Raw genomic sequence first — 14,877 nt, 5'->3', positions numbered from 1 at the left:
CCAGCAGGGGCTGCAGGCACAGGAAGGGAAGCGTGACGGGCAGCACCTCGGGGGCGATGCGCAGGGTGACCCGCCGCCCGGCCTAGCGTGAACGGGGAAGCGGACGTTTCTCCGCACGCTCAAGGAGGAGGCCGCGGGTGCCCCGTCGCGGTGCGCTGGATTGGCTGCGGGCCCGTGATCCGGGCCTGCGGGCGGTACGGCGTGCGGCACGGGTGGCGCTCGTGGCGTGCACGGGGTTCTACGCGGCGCGCTACGGCCTGGGGAACCATGTCGCGGCGATCTACGCGCTGTTCGGCGCGATCGCCACAGGCGGGATGTCCTTCGTCCCGGGTACGCCGCGTGAGCGCGCCCGCACGCTGCTGGCGGTGCTGCCGGTCGCGGCCGCGCTGGTCACCCTGGGCACCCTGCTCGGGGCGCACGCGTGGACGGCGGCCCTCGGGATGTTCGCGGTGGGCTTCCTGGTGACGTTCGCGGGGGTGGGCGCACCCCGGCTGGGTGGGCTGGCAGGCGGCCTCCAGGCGTTCTACATCCTGGCGTGCTTTCCGCCGTACGCCCCCCAGACGCTGGGGGCGCGCCTGGCCGGGCTGGCGACCGGAATCGTGCTGATGGCGGTGGCGGAGATGTGGCTGCTGCCGGATCCCCCGCCGGGACGGTACGCGGACCGGCTGGCGCACGCCGCGGCGCTGGCGTCCAGGGCGCTGCGGGCGCTCGCGGCGGAGCCGCGGTCACCACCGTTCGACGGCCCGGAGCAGCTGACGACGGCGTCGCGGGAGCTGCGGCTGAGCCGGGTGCCGGACGACGAACGTCCGACGTCGGCGTCGGCGCGGCACCGGGCGCTGTGCCAGGGTGCCACCTACATGCGTCATCTGCTGGCCCAGACCCGGCAGTTGATGCATGAGGACCACGGCACCCGCGACCCCGCGGCGGCCCGGCTGCTGCAAGCGTCGGCCACCGCGTGCCACGACGTCGCACTCGGGCTCTCCGGCCGGGGCCCGGCGCCTTCCGACGCGCCGTACACCGCCGCCGCGGCGGACTTCGAGGCGCACCGTGTCCGCCCCCCGGCGTGGGGCCCGAACAGCGCGGCCGTGCTGCGCGGCGGCGCGATCGCCTTGGACATCGCGCACACCGGAACCTAGCTGGTCACAGCGGTGCGCATCGCGCTCGGCGCGCCCGTCCCCGCGGACGCGACGCCGCCCGCCCGGCGGCCGGGCCCGTTCTGGTACGCGGGGCGTCCCACGCTCTCGCTCTACGCGCGCCGCCTGCTGGCCAATGTCACGCCCCGGTCGGTGTACTTCCAGAACGCCGTCCGGATCGCGCTGGCCCTGGCGGCCGCCCGGCTGATCGTGGGCGAGCTCGGCCTGGCCCACGGCAACTGGGCGTTGCTGGCCACCATCACCGTGATGGGGACCAGCGCCACGGGCACCCGCACAGCGCTGAGGCCGGCTTTCAGCGGCACCCTCGCGGGCGCGGCCGTGGTGGCGGTGATGCTGTACTCCGTGGCCGACCACGTGGCGGTGTACGCGATCGTGTTGCCGCCTCTGTACCTCCTGGCGTTCTCCGCGAAGCCCGTGCTCGGCCTGGGATGGGGCCAGGCGTTCTCGACGATCGCCGCGGCCGCCGCCTTCGCCCAGCTCGATCCCGCCAGGACGGGGCTGGCCGCCGTCCGGTTCACGGACGTCCTCGTCGGCGGCCTCACCGGCGCCCTGGCCGGGCTGCTGGCCTGGCCGCAAGGCGGCGCCGGGGAACTGCGGCGGGCCTGCTCGCGGCTGCTGGACCAGAGCACCCGGGCCGTCACCGAGACCATCGACACCATCGCGGGGGACGGGACGGCCGGCGACGCGCTGGCCCGGGCCCGTCTCGACCAGGTGATCGCGGATGCGAGCTACGCGCAGTACGCCACCGAGCGCGGTGACCCGGACCCGACGCACCCCGCCGACGAGGACTGGATGGCCATCCTGCTTGCCGGGAACCTGGTGATCACCATGGGGCAGAGCCTGGTCGACCACTGTCCCCCGGGCGCCCTGGCGGCTTACCCTCTCAGTGCCGCGCACCTGCGCGACGCCGCCCACCGCCTTCGGCTGACCGCGCTGCCGCTGACGTACGACCTGCGCTCCAAGAAGCCACTCCCCGCGCCCGTCGAGCCCCCGGCCCCGAACATGCCGACGGACCGCACCGTCATCGCCGATCTGCTCGCGGCCTCGGACGGCCGGGCGACCGACCCACTGCCGTACTACGCCGTCGACGCCGCGATCTGGCTGACGAGCCTGCAGGGGGTGGTCACGGCGATCCGCCGGACCACGGATTCCCGGACAGCGGTGCCGGGTTGATCGCCGCGAAGATCGCTCGCTAGAGCAAGTGGCCGTGATGACGCTCGCGCCGCGTCAGCTTGCCCACGCCGAGCACGAGCACCTGCTTCACTCCGAGCCGCTCACCCGCCTTCACCGACTGGGTGTTCACGTCCCAGTTCGATGCCACCAGCACCACCGCGTGGTTTCCGTCATCCGCCCGCAGCTCGATCCGGCTCTTGGGCACACCGAGCTTCTCCAGCTGTTCCTCGGCCTTCTCGGCGTTCTTCCCGGCCAGATCGGGCATCGTCACCGGGCCTGTCGCGACCGGCGTGGGTGCGCCCTGCCCGAAGGCGCCGCACCCGGCCAGCGCCGGCACCACCGCGAGTACGAGCGCCGCGCCGCGGATGTACTTCCTCATGCTCTGCTCCTAGGCTTCGCGGCTCCGCCCCCTGCGGTCTCACCTGCGTACGAAGATCCTAGCCAGCACAGGCAGCCTGGTTGGGGTCACCCGCTGCGCGCGGTCTTGACAGGCCGTGCGGTAGGGCTGTGACGGTGGGACTCGCTGCACTTCCCGTTGCACCGGTTGAGCCGGGACTGCTGAGCCGGGATCAGGCAGCAGCCGCCTGTGGGGCGCTGAGTGTGCAGGTGGTTCCGACGCTGGTCTGCACCCATGCGTCCGGGAGGGCTGCGGCGAGGGTGTGCTGGGCGCGCCAGCCGGTGCAGTGACCGGGGACGATCAGCTCGGGGGCGAGTTCGGTGAGCGCGGCCACCGTCGGGCCGATGACCGGCTCGAAGGCGGGGCCGCTCAGATGGAAGCCGCCGATGAGGGCCAGCAGTCTGCCGACGCCGGTCAGCCTCATGGCGTGCCGGACGATGTTGACCACTCCGGCGTGGCCGCACCCGGTGATGACGACAAGTCCCCGGCCGCGCACGTTGACGACGAGTGCCTGGTCGTCGATGACGGTGGGGTCGTGTCGCCAGCCGTTCCCGTCCCAGGCCTGGTGTGCCTGCGGCATGCCGTGCTCGAACTCGGTGACGCGGTCCACCTCGCCGGTGATCAGGATGCCGCCGGCCAGCAGCGACGGCCGGCGCCGCTCGATCACCTCGAACCCTTCGCGTTCCAGGGCACCCCGTGACAGCGTGGGCATCTCCAGCCCCTGGCCGGCGGGCAGTTCCAGGCGGCGGCGGGTCCAGACCGCGGGGTGGACGGTCAACGGCAGGCCGGAGCGCCCGCGCAGCCGGGCCAGGCCGTCGAAGCCGCCCGCGTGGTCGAAGTGTCCGTGGCTGAGCACGACGCCCTGCAGGCCGCCGGCATCGATGCCAAGACGCTCGGCGTTCACCGCCAGCGCGTCCGGCGACGCGCCGGTATCGAACAGCAGCGTGCTGCTCGCGTTCCCGCTTCGGACGGTGACCAGGGCGGAGAAGCCGTGCTCGGCACGCAGCCCCGCGAGGGTCTCGCCGCCGGCGAACTGCCGCGCTGCGGTCCGCCCGGCGTCCATCGGCGCCCGGGTGACGCCTTCGGCGGAGACCAGCAGGGCGTCGAAGGTGTTGTCGACCATCGTCGTGACCCTGACCTCGTCGACCTCGGGCAGCGTCACCGGGTCGACAGCCGGTCCCTCCGCGACGCGAGGCGCCGACCACGCCGCCTCTGCCGCCGAGTGCCCGTGATCGTCGCACATGCTAGAAAGCGCCTCCCCGCCGATACGACCGGCCGGGGAAGCAGACCCCGGTACGAGCCGCAGGCCCACGGCGGTCGTGCCAGCCGGACAGGCCGCGGGCGCCGCGCGGTGTCATGCTTCCACTCGCGCGGGCGGAACGACGACGTCGATGAGCCCGGTGGCCACGTCGTACACGAGCCCTGAGACGAAGACTCCGGCCGGAAGCTTCTGCTTGAGGAGTTCGACGTCGACGCGGACGGCGGCGACCGGGTCGGTGACCGCCTCGACGTCCAGGTCTCCGGCCGGAACTTCGAAGTAATCGGCCAGCAACTCGGGGAACGCCGCCAGGTCCGTGATCCCGCAGTCGGTGTGGTGCAGGACCGCATAGTGGACGCCGCCCGGGCGAGGGCCGCCCGCGCGGGCCTGGACGACCTTCGCGAGCATCTCCAGCGTCCGGAGTGTCGCGGGCGTGACCCGCCCTCCGACGTTGCGGATCACCGCTGCCTCGCCGAGCTTGAGCCCTAGCACGTCGGACGGGTCGACACGAGGGTCGACGCAACCGACGACCGTCAGACCGCCACCGGGCATGAGCTTGAGGCCGGCGAATGATCCGCCGTCGGCGAACCCGGCGTTCCGCTCGGCCAGTTCGTCCGTGTCGATCACTGTGACGGTAACCCCTTGTCGCTCTGAGCCTGGGCCCCCCGGGATGCCGACGGCGACCTCCGGTTGCCCCCAATCCTGGCCCGCCGCTGCCTCCCCTGCCACTCGACTTCGCGGCAAATCGTCACTGAGCCGCCTGGATCCGCGTGTCCATGGCGGGGCGGCCAACTGCGTGCGACCGGTCCGCCAAGGCACCGCGGCGGCCGATACCCCGATTGCCGGTTCAGCCGCAGCTGCAGCCCGTGGACGCGGAGGTCGGTTCGGCGGCCCGGGTGGTGCAGCAGCCGTCGCCGGTCGCGGTCGCGTTGGAATCGGCGCTCTTGCCGAGGGTGTCGGCGTCGGCCTTCACGACGTAGACCTCCCAGGGCTCCTTGCCTGGGCCGTGGACCCAGACCTTGTCCTGGAGGGCGTAGCAGCAGGAGGTGTCGTTCTCCTCGAAGGTGGCGAGGCCGGCGTCCTTGAGCCGGGTGGCGGCGGCGTTGACCTGGTCGCTGGAGTCGACCTCGACGCCGAGGTGGTCGAGGCGAGTCTCCTCGCCGGGCTCGCCCTCGATGAGTACGAGCTTGAGCGGGGGCTCGGCGATGGCGAAGTTGGCGTACCCCTCGCGCCGCTTGGCCGGCTCGGTGCCGAACAGCTTCGAGTAGAAGGTGATCGACGCCTCCAGGTCGCCGACACGCAGGGCGAGCTGAGCACGGGACATGGCAGGGCTCCCATCCGCTTGCATTGATGTCTGTCAATGCAAGATTGCGCACTGGATCGAAGGATGTCAACATAGACGCATGTCGAAGCAAGAGCTTGTGGTGCTCGGACAGAGCGACGAGAACGAGGCGTGCTGCCCGGGGCTGGCGACCGCTCCCCTGGACGAGGACCAGGCGGCGGAGCTGGCGAAGCTGTTCAAGGCGCTGGGCGACCCGGTGCGCCTGCGCCTGCTCTCGATGATCGCCTCGCGGGCGGGCGGTGAGGTCTGCGTCTGCGACCTCACCCCGGCTTTCGACCTGTCCCAGCCGACGATCTCGCATCACCTCAAGCTGCTGCGGCAGGCCGGTCTGATCGACTGCCAACGGCGCGGCACATGGGTCTACTACTGGGCGCTGCCCGCCACCCTCGACCGGCTCGCCGCCTTCCTGAAGACGTCGCAGACAGCCGAGGCAACCGCGTGACCGCCCCTCTGGGCCGCCGGGCCGTCGCCGAAGCCGTGGGGTCGGCCGCCCTGGTCGCGATGGTCGTCGGCTCCGGCATCCAAGCCACCGAGCTGAGCAGGGACGTCGGCGTGCAGCTGCTGGCCAACTCGCTGGCCACGGTCTTCGGCCTGGGCGTGCTCATCGCGCTCCTGGGGCCGGTCTCCGGTGCGCACTTCAACCCCGTCGTCACCCTCGCGGCCTGGCTCACCGGCCGTCGCGGCCAGGACGGGCTGACCGCCCGAGACGTGGCCGCCTACATCCCGGCCCAGGTCGGTGGAGCCATCGTCGGCGCGATCGTGGCCGACGCCATGTTCGGTCAACCGCTCCTCCGGTGGTCCACCCATGACCGCTCCGCCGGTCACCTGTGGCTGGGCGAGACGGTCGCGACCGCCGGACTGGTCCTGCTGATCTTCGGCTTGGCCCGCACCGGCCGGGCCCACTTCGGCCCGGTGGCCGTGGCGTCGTACATCGGAGCGGCGTACTGGTTCACGTCCTCCACCTCGTTCGCGAACCCGGCGGTCACCATCGGCCGTGCCTTCACCGACACCTTCGCCGGCATCGCACCCGGCTCGCTCGCCCCGTTCATCGCCGCCCAGCTGGTGGGTGCCGCGCTGGGACTCGGCCTGGTGCTTGCGGTCTTCGGACGCCCGGCACCCGCGCGGACCATCTCCGCCCCTCTCCGGGGCGAACCCGAACTCGCCGCTCCCGCACTCCCCTGACCGGCCTCCGCCCAGAAAGACACACCTGCCATGACCACCCCCGCCGAACGTCCCTCCGTGCTGTTCGTCTGCGTCCACAACGCCGGGCGATCCCAGATGGCCGCAGCGTTCCTCACGCACCTTGCGGGCGAACGCGTACAGGTCCGCTCCGCCGGCTCCGCACCTGCCGACACGGTCAACCCGGCCGTCGTCGAGGCGATGGCGGAGGCCGGCATCGACATCTCCGCCGAGGTGCCCAAGGTGCTCACCGTCGAAGCCGTCCAGGCGTCCGACGTGGTCATCACGATGGGCTGCGGCGACACCTGCCCCGTCTTCCCCGGCAAGCGCTACCTCGACTGGGCGCTGCCCGATCCGGCCGGACAGGGCGTCGACGCCGTCCGACCCATCCGCGACGAGATCGAAAAGCGCATCCACAGCTTGCTCGACGAGATCGTCCCGGCGAGCCGAGCGTGACGGCCGCGGCAGAAGTTCGCGTCGTGGGGCGCGCAGGCCGGCAGTTTTTGCGATGACCCCGGCCGGTGCGGGCGGGGCCCTCGGGTGAACCGCAGGGTGTTTTGCCCCCTGCTGCAAGGGCAGACGGCTGGTGAGACTCCGCGGAGGTACTGAGATGAGTGCCGGAGAACGGGCCAAGGCAATGGCCGAGCAGATCGTAGGAAAGACCGTGCGGAAGACGGCCCACGCGGTGCACAAGGAAACCCTCGCATCAAAAGGCGCGGCCCTCGAAGCACGGGGCAAGATGCGCGCCACGAAAGAGCAGACCAAGGGATCCTTCAAGCACTGACAGGTCCCGATCGGTGCACACAGCCCCCTGGGCCCCCTCCACACCTTTCTTGGGCTGTTGGGCCTGATTCGGAGATGGCGCTGCCCAGCGACGCCTCAGTATGCGATCTCGGCCCAGATCGTCTTCCCCTGAGGATGGTGGCGTGTCCCCCAGCGATCGGCGAACTGTGCGACAAGCAGCAGGCCGCGGCCGCCTTCGTCAAAGGTACGGGCGCGCCGCAGGTGTGGAGCGGTGCTGTTGCAGTCGGAGACCTCGCAGATGAGCGCGGCGTCGCGAATCAGGCGGAGCCGGATGGGTGGCTGCCCATAGCGGATGGCATTGGTGACCAATTCGCTGATCACCAGTTCTGCGGTGAACGCGACATCTGAAACCCGCCACGCCGCGAGCCGCGCCTGAACGTCCGCACGAGCTCCGGCCACCGCAGCCGGGTCGGACGGCACATCCCACGTGGCGACCTGACTGGCGTCCAGGACACGCGTGCGGGCGACCAGGAGAGCAACGTCGTCCCGCGGCTGTGTCGGGAGCAGGGATTGGACCAGGTCCTCGCAGACGGCCTCCGGCGAGTGCGCGGGGTGCTCCAGGCGCCGGCGCAGCAGCGAGAGGCCCGCGTCGAGGTCGCGGTGGGTTCCCTCGACGAGACCGTCGGTGTACAGCGCGAGAAGACTGCCTTCGGGAAGTTGCCACTCGACCGTTTCGAACGGCAGACCGCCCACGCCCAGTGGAGGCCCCGGGGGCATGTCGATGAAGCGGGCCTTGCCGTCGGGCATGACGACGGCTGGAGGCGGGTGCCCCGCAGTGGCAGCGGTGCAGTGCCGTTCAATCGGGTCGTAGACGACGTACAGGCACGTGGCTATGAGATCGGCGGAGGTGTCGAGGTCGGGTTCGATACCGGGATCCGCGGCGGCGCCCTCCTCTGCCGCCAGGTGGGTGACAAGGTCGTCGAGGTGGATGAGGAGTTCGTCGGTGGGAAGGTCGACATCGGCCAGAGTGCGAACCGCAGTCCGCAGGCGGCCCATGGTCGCGGAGGCGCGCAGGCCATGGCCCGCGACATCCCCCACCACCAGGGCGACCCGCGCGCCCGACAAGGGGATCACATCGAACCAGTCGCCCCCCAGCCCTGCCCGGGTCCGAGCCGGAAGATAGCGGTACGCCACCTCGACCGCGTCCTGGGCGGCGAACCTACGTGGGAGCAGACTGCGCTGCAATTCCAGCGCGGTGGTGCGTTCGAGGGTGTAGCGGCGTGCGTTGTCCACGGCCACAGCGGCGCGTGCACCGATTTCCTCTGCGAGGAGCAGGTCGTCATCGTCAAAGGGCTCCTGCTGCCTGTGGCGCACGAAAATGGCCACACCCAGCGTCATGCCTCGGGCACGCAGCGGGATCACCATGATCGAGTGGACTCCGAACGTCCGGACCACCCACGACCGCTGGGGATCGGCCTCCTGCCAGTCCTTGATCGCTGTGTCCAGGACGCGATGAAGCGAGGCCCGACCGGTGGCCAGACAGCGCACGGGCGGCGTGGACTGCGGGTAGTAATCCACGTCTCCCGGCCGGATCAACGCCTCGGGCACGCCAGGGATCACGGATTGTTGCGCAGCCCGACGGAGGGCGACAGCACTGCTGGCGGAAGGCCTCGGCTCGACACCGCGGAACAGCGAGTCCAGCAGGTCGATGGTGACGAAGTCGGCAAGCCGGCCCACAGCGACGTCGGCCATCTCCTGAGCTGTACGCACCACGTCGAGGGTGCTGCCCACCTGTGTACTGACATCGTTGAGCAGGGCCAGCCGCTCGTGGGCCATGTGCTGTTCGGTGACGTCGAGCGCGGTCAGTTGCACACTTCGCACCTCTCCCGTCGGTGACCTGAGCGGGGACACGGTGATGGACCACATCCTGTCGCGTGCCACAGGGCGCGCTTTACCACGCACGTGGAACTGCTCCGGCTTCCCTGTCTCGAACGCACGGCGCATGCCATCCTCAACCGTTCGGCAGAAGTGAGCAGGCATGATCTCGGTGACCGGCCGACCACGCAGCTGATCTTCTGGAAAGCCGAGCTCACGAATGGCGCCGGCGCTCGCTCGCAGAGCTCGCAGCTCGGAGTCGAACACCATCAAGGGCAGATGACACTGCGCGAACGCTTCCTCCGTTGTCGTCGTCCCATGCAGTTCTCGGCGGTACGTCGCAGTCCCGACCACGAGCTGTTGCCCATTGCCTTTGCCGTCGACCGATGGAAAGGCACACAGCCGCACCTCGACGCGTCGACCGTCCCGATGGCGGAGCAGGACGTTCCTGTTCTGCCCGTCGAGAATCGCGGAGCGGCCGCCTTCGGCATCCTGATCCAAGTCGAGCAGACAGGCCGCAGGGCGTCCGACGACGTCTTGATAGGAGTAGCCGAGCAGCCGCTCGGCGCCTGCACTCCACCCCGTGAGGATCCCCTGGCCGTCAATGACGGCCGTGGCTGAGGCCGCCGGGTCAGAGAGCACGCCGGGGCCATCGTCAGTTGTGGCACCGTGCATCTCGATCATCGCCCATCTGGCACGCGAAAGCCGGAGCTGCCGGAACACGCCACCCCGACCGGGGGTACCGCGAGTGCCTTACCCCACTTCTACCGTTCTCCACCCCCGCCCGCAGGTCGGTGCGGTTCGGGCAACCGCAGTCGAGCTCATCGCCCTAGGCATCAAGGCGGCCAAGTCGGAGGACACCGACAAGGTCGCCAAGGCCCTCCACAGCGGCAAGTCGACAGGCACGGCTGTCGGACAGAGGTGCTCATGTACCTCCCCGTCCGGCGTCGTTGATGTCAGCGATGGATGTCAGCTGTGCCGGCTGGCGAGTCCGCCCGAAACCTGGATGTCAAGCGTCATCCTGAGACGCCGCACGTCGACGCTCCTCCGCCCGCTCGAAGGATCTCATCCGGGCTCGGGCCTGGACCGCTTCGGGCTCTTGGCCGTCCGCGCGGATCACAACCATCGCGGCAGGCGAAAGGCATGTTGGGCCCGCTTGGCGATGGTCAAGACCTCTCGGATTTCGACAAGGTCGGCCCCGTGATCGGGCGTGGCCTCGCATCGGTCGTTGGTAAACAGGTGAAGAGCCAGGGCGCCCGCTTGCGCGGTGACATTTCCAAGCCTCGCCGCCGCATACGCCGCGTTCTTCGGGCCCTCCATCACGACGCGCTCGTACGTCGGGGTGCTCGCCCCGCGGCAGACGGAGCCGGACGACTTCCGCCGCGACCCCCTTGACCGCCGGCCGACCACCCCACCACGGCGCCACTTCAGGGTCGATTCCTCGGCCACAGGCGAGTCCGCTGCCACCATAGGTAAAACGGTCATAAAATCTGCATGAACGGGCGTAATCAGACATAAAACGGAATAAAATAGGCATCGTGCAGCCAAGGGGCGCATCTGGAGCAGTCCCGACGTCAGGAGAATCAATGACCTACGGAACGACGGCCGCTCCCGAGCCCAACCCCCGCGCCAACGCCGCTTTGGCTGCCCGCTGCGAGGTGTGCAACGGTTGGGGAAGCGTGATCACTTTCCAGGGGCGGCACGAACTGTGCCGGGCCTGCCAGTCCCCCACCGAAAACGAGTGCCACGACAGCAGCTGATCTCAGGGTGGTTTCCTTGGTGGTCCGGATGACCTCCGACCGCCTTACACCTGCCGCGACCGCTTTCCAACTGAGGTGGTGGGGCCTTGGACCTAGGTGATCAGGCAGCGGATGCGAGCCGCAGCACCGTCTGAACCATGTGACGCCGCAGGCAGCACCGAGGACACGCCTCTCACCCGAGTGTGTTTTCAGGAGAGAGTTCAGCCGACGCTGCCGACCGCTGATGGACGATTGCTGTACCTCGTGGCTGAGAACCCGATCTCGGACCGCCCGGACGCTGCCCTGACGTCCCCATGGGCCGTTGAGCCGGATACCGGGGCTGTCTACTACGTTCAGCCGGACGGCGAGCCATGGTTCGCCAACTCCTCCGTCGTTCTCTGGGTGCAGTTCCTGCACCACTACGGTCTGCGGGTCGATACCTGCGACCTGCTTCTCAATTCAATGCCGACGACCATGAGGAAGACGCCGTCCTGGCTGAGTTGGAAGAACTGGCGGCCGAGTTGGAGGAATGCGACCCTCCAGCGTTCGAGGGGTACCAGGGATACATCTGGCCCGAGTTCCCAGGACGCTGGCTGTGGTAGCGGGGCCCAGGTCCGGGGGAGGCGCCTCGCCTCAGCTTGGGAATCTGCTGGCTCAGCCTTCCCAGGTCCGAATCCTGGCGCCGCCACAGTAACGGGAATCAGCCCCTGACCAGCAAGTTTGGTCGGGGGCTGATCTCGTCTACGGTTACCGCGAGTCTCCGTGATTCCCCGCGGCTCCCCCTCGATCCGGCACGCTCGTGGCACGGCCCGGTGACGTGATCACGCGGTCGGTGGTGCCTCAATGGCGAGTCAAGCCGCCACCGACGTCCCTACGATGCGGTCGCTTCCTCGACTGAGTCTCGAACATCAAGTACGGAGTCGGCTCCGGTCAGTTCGAGCACTCTCAGAAGCTGATCCGCCGGCTCAGCTACGCGCAACGCGGTCATGGAACGGACGTGGAGCAGCAGGTTCAAGAACGTTGAATCTGCAAACGTTACCTGGGAGGCGTCCACGACGACCTTGGGGTACTTCTCCGACGCGTCTTCTAGGGCCTCAGCCAAGGGCGCGATGTTCTGCATGTCGTACTGGCCGTGCGCGACGATCACCCACGCACCGTCCCACTCGTACTGCAGAACCGCAGCTGCCTCCGGAACAGGTACTTTGACCTGCTTCTTCGGCTGTTCGCTGTTCGCGTCCGCCAGACTCACGTTCTCAGTATGGCGGCCCGATGTGACGAGCTGAAGCCTGGAAGATTAAAGATCGAGGCCTCCAACGGGCGAAGCCAGACCTCCACGACACCGGCTTTGGGGATCTGGCCTCATCCTTATCAGGTCGATCACGGCGACCCAGGAAGCTGGGTGCTGCGCGGCGTGGTCGCCCGGCCCCGGTCGCCGTGATCCACCTTGATCCGCTCGTGTACGCGGCTGTTGATGTCAGGCGTTGATGTCAGACATCAACGGACCGCTTGACAGGTGCCTTGCGAGGGCCGCCGGACCACTGAGCGCAGACCAGATCATGACGCGTCGGCACAGAAGGCAGTCGCTGTGACGACCGTTGAAGAGCTCGACTCGTTGTCGTACTGAACTCTCCAGATGTTGGTCCCCGGCACCGGGCCGGAGGTCAGCAGGACGATACCGGTGGTGAGGGTGCCGGTTTGGGCGCCTCCGCCTGTAAGTACCTTCCCGCTCGGGCAGGTCACTGTGGTGCCGCAGAAGCTGCCAGGCCCTGGAGCGCATGTCGCAGTCGCGGTAAGCACTTGGTACCCAGAGACGCCCGTGGTGCCCTGGGGGCCAGTGGCGCCCTGCGGGCCAGTGGCACCCTGCGGACCCAGCCCACCCGTGGCACCCTGCGGGCCAGTGGCGCCCTGGGGACCGAGCCCACCCGTGGCACCCTGCGGACCGAGCCCACCCGTGGCACCTTGCGGACCGAGCCCACCCGTGGCGCCCTGCGGACCCGTTGCGCCCTGCGTGCCCTCACCCGACGTGCCCGTGGCACCTTGCGGACCCGTTGCGCCCTGGGGACCGAGCCCACCCGTGGCGCCCTGCGGACCGAGCCCACCCGTGGCACCTTGCGAACCCGTTGCGCCCTGCGGACCGGTGGCCCCCGTGCCGTTGGCGCCCTGGGGTCCCTGCGGTCCCTGGGGCCCTTGGGGTCCCGGCTTGCCGTGCTTGCCGGGCCTACCCGGCTTGCCCTCGTGCCCCATCGGGCCCTGCGGACCGTGGTGACCGTGCCCGGGGCCAGGACCATGGTGACCGTGCCCGGGGCCGGGGCCGTGGTCACCCCGGCGCTTCGAGGAGTGGTTGTCGTCGGAGGCCCTGCCGATCGCGTGGGCGATGGCAACGCCGAGTCCGTCGCGCTGTCGGGACATCTGCGCGGCACGGTCGGGGAGCCGGTGCATCGCGTCGGCGGCGGCCACCGTGCCCGGAATGACGTTGAGCGCAACCGTAAGCGCACCCGTGCCCACCATCATGGCGGACCTGAGGCGCGAATTGCGGATCGTTCTACGGCTCAAGAGAACCCTTCCTTGGGACAGAGCGGGAACATGCAGGCGCGCGCACTTCTCACGCTTTTCGCATGCGCGTCTCGCGGCATCGGCCGCGGACGACAACAATTTGCACACTCTGCATATGATCGAATTAACTTCGCCTCGCGCCGCCCGGTAAGGATCACCCGAGTGGCGTCAAATTGGGTCCGGTGCACGATCGGGTGACATCTTGACCTGCCCCACGGTTTGGGTTCCAGCTGCGGTGGCTAACTGGCGGCGTGGATGGTGTCTTGTGCGGTTCTGGGCCGTAACATGCTGCGGCCCCGGGGGCTGGCCCCGGCGCCGAAGGCGCAGAGAGGCCGAGCCCAAGGGGCCGGCCCGCGCTTTGCGCGGGCACTTGACGACGTAGAGCAAGTTGTAACTCAGTCGCGCTGGGCACGCGTTGGGCACTCCACAGCGCCGCCCACGGACTCACGAGTCACCGAACGCCAACGAGCCCCCTCCCAATCGGGAAAGGGGGCTCGCGGGACCAGGAAGTCATGCACAGACCTGGAATGGACCTCAGACCCACTCCACCTCGGAGAGGATGTGCGGAGATCGTCTAGGGCCCGGCAGCGGGGTCCGAGAGAACTCCGGCGGCGCCGACGGACGAGAGCTCGACGCACCGGCCGCAGCCAACGCCGCAGCCACCGTCTCCTCGCTCACCCCCGCCAGCGCCTCAACCACCCGATCGAGCGCCTAGCTCACCTCAGTGCGCGTGACCGCTCGCGGCCGGCGTCGGACCCGCGTTCTTGACCGTCAGAGGCAGCAGCTTCTTGCCGGTCGGGCCGACCTGGATCTGCGTGTCCATGGCGGGCCATACTCCAACGGAGCCATATCCGCTACGGTGCTGGTCGTGGCCAAGCGAACGAGGACGCGCGCAGCAACTGACCGCGCACAGTACTCAGTTGAGGCCGATTGGACCGGGGCGGACTAGCCCACTTGGAGGAGCTGAAAAGGGCCGAAGCGCTCTTATCGGGGTGCTGCTTGCCTTCCAGGGCCTTGGCGTTGCTCTGCAGGCTGAAGCCCTCCTCGCAGGAGATCGCCCACCGTGTCCGCGGAGATCCTGAGGCCGTGCCGAGTCAACTGCTCGGCGAGCTTGCGGGTGGATTTCGTGGTCCAGCGCAGCGGCGACATGGGATCTTCGCAGACGTCAGGCTCGAGCAGCATGAGGAGTGCCTCCCGAACCGCGGGGTTCAGGTCGACGACGCGCTTGAGTCCACCGCCGGGCCGGCGGATGCGTCCCAACGGGGCTTTACCAGAGTCGAGTTCTCGCATCCCGGCGGACACTGTGGCTTCACGCACACCGGCGGCACGGGCGACCGCTCTGATCCCGCTGTGACCGAGGGACTGGGCTTCCGCCCCTATCAGAAGGCGACGCTGCCGCTCGTCGAGGTGCAGCAGAATCGTCCCGAACTTGGCTGCCAGCACGGCCCGCTACCCGTCCAACC

General features: G+C 69.3%; 12 protein-coding genes and 1 pseudogene. 6 read left to right on the top strand and 7 right to left on the bottom strand.

What is annotated here, in order from left to right; translation table 11 throughout:
- Window positions 1-137: 137 nt before the first annotated feature.
- Together ACWEN3_RS01220 and ACWEN3_RS01215 are read left to right on the top strand one after the other, a co-directional pair.
- Complete coding sequence (locus ACWEN3_RS01220; RefSeq protein WP_452964083.1) at window positions 138-1,136, top strand: hypothetical protein; 999 nt, start codon at window positions 138-140, stop codon at window positions 1,134-1,136.
- 12 nt (window positions 1,137-1,148) lie between these two features.
- Complete coding sequence (locus ACWEN3_RS01215) at window positions 1,149-2,327, top strand: FUSC family protein (protein WP_452964081.1); 1,179 nt, start codon at window positions 1,149-1,151, stop codon at window positions 2,325-2,327.
- Window positions 2,328-2,346: 19 nt separating this feature from the next.
- Here ACWEN3_RS01215 and ACWEN3_RS01210 read toward each other — a convergent pair whose 3' ends face one another.
- The 4 genes from ACWEN3_RS01210 to ACWEN3_RS01195 all read right to left on the bottom strand — a co-directional run bounded on the left by ACWEN3_RS01210 (window position 2,347) and on the right by ACWEN3_RS01195 (window position 5,306).
- Window positions 2,347-2,706, bottom strand: coding sequence for a PASTA domain-containing protein (locus ACWEN3_RS01210; RefSeq protein WP_452964078.1), 360 nt, complete (start codon window positions 2,704-2,706; stop codon window positions 2,347-2,349).
- A gap of 190 nt (window positions 2,707-2,896) precedes the next feature.
- On the bottom strand, window positions 2,897-3,967 hold the full coding sequence (locus tag ACWEN3_RS01205; protein ID WP_452964075.1) for an MBL fold metallo-hydrolase: 1,071 nt from the start codon (window positions 3,965-3,967) through the stop codon (window positions 2,897-2,899).
- A 111-nt stretch (window positions 3,968-4,078) separates the two neighbouring features.
- Window positions 4,079-4,609 (bottom strand): carbonic anhydrase, encoded by a 531-nt coding sequence (locus tag ACWEN3_RS01200; RefSeq protein WP_452964072.1) that lies wholly within the window; start codon window positions 4,607-4,609, stop codon window positions 4,079-4,081.
- 220 nt (window positions 4,610-4,829) lie between these two features.
- Window positions 4,830-5,306: an ArsI/CadI family heavy metal resistance metalloenzyme gene (locus ACWEN3_RS01195; RefSeq protein ID WP_452964070.1), complete on the bottom strand. Its 477-nt coding sequence runs from the start codon at window positions 5,304-5,306 to the stop codon at window positions 4,830-4,832.
- A 79-nt stretch (window positions 5,307-5,385) separates the two neighbouring features.
- Here ACWEN3_RS01195 and ACWEN3_RS01190 point away from each other — a divergent pair, with 79 nt between their 5' ends.
- The 4 genes from ACWEN3_RS01190 to ACWEN3_RS01175 all read left to right on the top strand — a co-directional run bounded on the left by ACWEN3_RS01190 (window position 5,386) and on the right by ACWEN3_RS01175 (window position 7,287).
- On the top strand, window positions 5,386-5,766 hold the full coding sequence (locus ACWEN3_RS01190; protein ID WP_452964067.1) for an ArsR/SmtB family transcription factor: 381 nt from the start codon (window positions 5,386-5,388) through the stop codon (window positions 5,764-5,766).
- A gap of 59 nt (window positions 5,767-5,825) precedes the next feature.
- Complete coding sequence (locus ACWEN3_RS01185; protein ID WP_452964088.1) at window positions 5,826-6,506, top strand: aquaporin; 681 nt, start codon at window positions 5,826-5,828, stop codon at window positions 6,504-6,506.
- Between the two features lie 30 nt (window positions 6,507-6,536).
- Window positions 6,537-6,959, top strand: coding sequence for an arsenate reductase ArsC (locus tag ACWEN3_RS01180; protein ID WP_452964064.1), 423 nt, complete (start codon window positions 6,537-6,539; stop codon window positions 6,957-6,959).
- A gap of 154 nt (window positions 6,960-7,113) precedes the next feature.
- A complete protein-coding gene (locus ACWEN3_RS01175) occupies window positions 7,114-7,287 on the top strand; it encodes a hypothetical protein (protein WP_452964062.1) in 174 nt (57 codons plus the stop codon).
- Between the two features lie 95 nt (window positions 7,288-7,382).
- Here the strand turns inward: ACWEN3_RS01175 and ACWEN3_RS01170 are convergent, their stop codons facing one another.
- The 3 genes and pseudogenes from ACWEN3_RS01170 to ACWEN3_RS01160 all read right to left on the bottom strand — a co-directional run.
- A complete protein-coding gene (locus tag ACWEN3_RS01170; RefSeq protein WP_452964059.1) occupies window positions 7,383-9,806 on the bottom strand; it encodes a SpoIIE family protein phosphatase in 2,424 nt (807 codons plus the stop codon).
- A gap of 1,926 nt (window positions 9,807-11,732) precedes the next feature.
- A complete protein-coding gene (locus ACWEN3_RS01165; RefSeq protein ID WP_452964056.1) occupies window positions 11,733-12,110 on the bottom strand; it encodes an STAS domain-containing protein in 378 nt (125 codons plus the stop codon).
- A 2,287-nt stretch (window positions 12,111-14,397) separates the two neighbouring features.
- Window positions 14,398-14,857, bottom strand: a pseudogene (locus tag ACWEN3_RS01160) (ISAzo13-like element transposase-related protein); the annotation flags it as partial.
- Between the last annotated feature and the right edge of the window lie 20 nt (window positions 14,858-14,877).

This window comes from Streptomyces sp. NPDC004561, assembly GCF_053602155.1.
This window is presented reverse-complemented; position numbering and strand designations above follow the sequence as displayed.

Bases quoted from the DNA above. Each gene is read 5' to 3' on its own strand.
- ACWEN3_RS01170 (WP_452964059.1), bottom strand. From the start codon at position 9,806: ATGATCGAGATGCACGGTGCCACAACTGACGATGGCCCCGGCGTGCTC.
- ACWEN3_RS01190 (WP_452964067.1), top strand. From the start codon at position 5,386: ATGTCGAAGCAAGAGCTTGTGGTGCTCGGACAGAGCGACGAGAACGAG.
- ACWEN3_RS01185 (WP_452964088.1), top strand. From the start codon at position 5,826: ATGGTCGTCGGCTCCGGCATCCAAGCCACCGAGCTGAGCAGGGACGTC.
- ACWEN3_RS01195 (WP_452964070.1), bottom strand. From the start codon at position 5,306: ATGTCCCGTGCTCAGCTCGCCCTGCGTGTCGGCGACCTGGAGGCGTCG.
- ACWEN3_RS01205 (WP_452964075.1), bottom strand. From the start codon at position 3,967: ATGTGCGACGATCACGGGCACTCGGCGGCAGAGGCGGCGTGGTCGGCG.
- ACWEN3_RS01180 (WP_452964064.1), top strand. From the start codon at position 6,537: ATGACCACCCCCGCCGAACGTCCCTCCGTGCTGTTCGTCTGCGTCCAC.
- ACWEN3_RS01175 (WP_452964062.1), top strand. From the start codon at position 7,114: ATGAGTGCCGGAGAACGGGCCAAGGCAATGGCCGAGCAGATCGTAGGA.
- ACWEN3_RS01210 (WP_452964078.1), bottom strand. From the start codon at position 2,706: ATGAGGAAGTACATCCGCGGCGCGGCGCTCGTACTCGCGGTGGTGCCG.